This window comes from Pantoea sp. C2G6, assembly GCF_051336815.1.
Lineage (GTDB): Bacteria > Pseudomonadota > Gammaproteobacteria > Enterobacterales > Enterobacteriaceae > Pantoea.
In genome coordinates this window covers 1-901 of record NZ_JBGMNJ010000038.1, presented here as the reverse complement: position 1 = coordinate 901, position 901 = coordinate 1, and the positions used below count along the sequence as shown (strand labels likewise).

The window sequence follows — 901 nt, the reverse complement described above, 5'->3', positions numbered from 1 at the left end:
ATCATATGGATAAAATGATATTACGCGCTGGCGGGATTCTGGGCGTGCTGCTGACCTGCGGTGCTTTATCGGGCTGTATTACCACGTCCGGAATGGCGTTTGGTGCGGCGTCGGGCGGGATGGCGGCCAGAGGTGTGGGCCATGATTTTAAGTACTATCTGTTCGACGTACCGCCGCAGGTGATTTACCGGATAGATGATCACCGGTTTTTCACGCTGGAAAACTATAAGGACTGCGGTCATGGCGGGCTGGCATATTACCATGATACAAAGAAAAAAATTAAAGAATATGTTGGCGGCGGCTCCGACAGTAACTCTCTGCTGAAGCCTAACCCGCTGATGTCGTGGAAAGGGAAGTTAATTTATGCGGCGTCCGATAATGTCATGGTTTATATAGAAAGATTTCCGATGATGAGCGACAGGGATACTCACAGCGGGGTGTTTCTTTCTTATGAAATTGGTGGTGAATACGGAAAGGTACAGGTCGGGGACGATACTGATCCTGGAATTGGTATAACAATTTTAGTAACAGATGAACGGGTTTATGTCGGGTCTCAGGGAGGTAGTAGGGAGGATGTTTATAATATACCGGCAAAATCAGCTGATGAAATTAATAACTATAATAACTCTGTTAGGGCTTCTGATTTTGTAACCATGGCTGACTGGCCGGATGTATTAACGCCGTCGGGTCAGATCAGATTTACCTGTGACGCGACTATCAGGCCGGTGAAAACCAGTGTAACCCCTGAACAGGTATATGCATCAGATGCCACGGGGGTGCCCGTAAATGATCAGTAAACAATCTGAACCGTTACGGAAAGCGGCCATGGAGTGTGATGATAATGGTAAATCTTCCTGGCGGGGGATGTGCAGCCATAAAAACATCATGGTGCGTGCGGGCT

Annotated in this window: 1 protein-coding gene; it reads left to right on the top strand. The window is 47.8% G+C overall.

Features of this window, described 5'->3' with window-relative positions; translation table 11 throughout:
• On the top strand, nucleotides 1–797 hold a 797-nt coding region (locus tag ACCW71_RS20530), incomplete at its 5' end, for a T6SS immunity protein Tli3 family protein (protein ID WP_436374488.1).
• Between the last annotated feature and the right edge of the window lie 104 nt (nucleotides 798–901).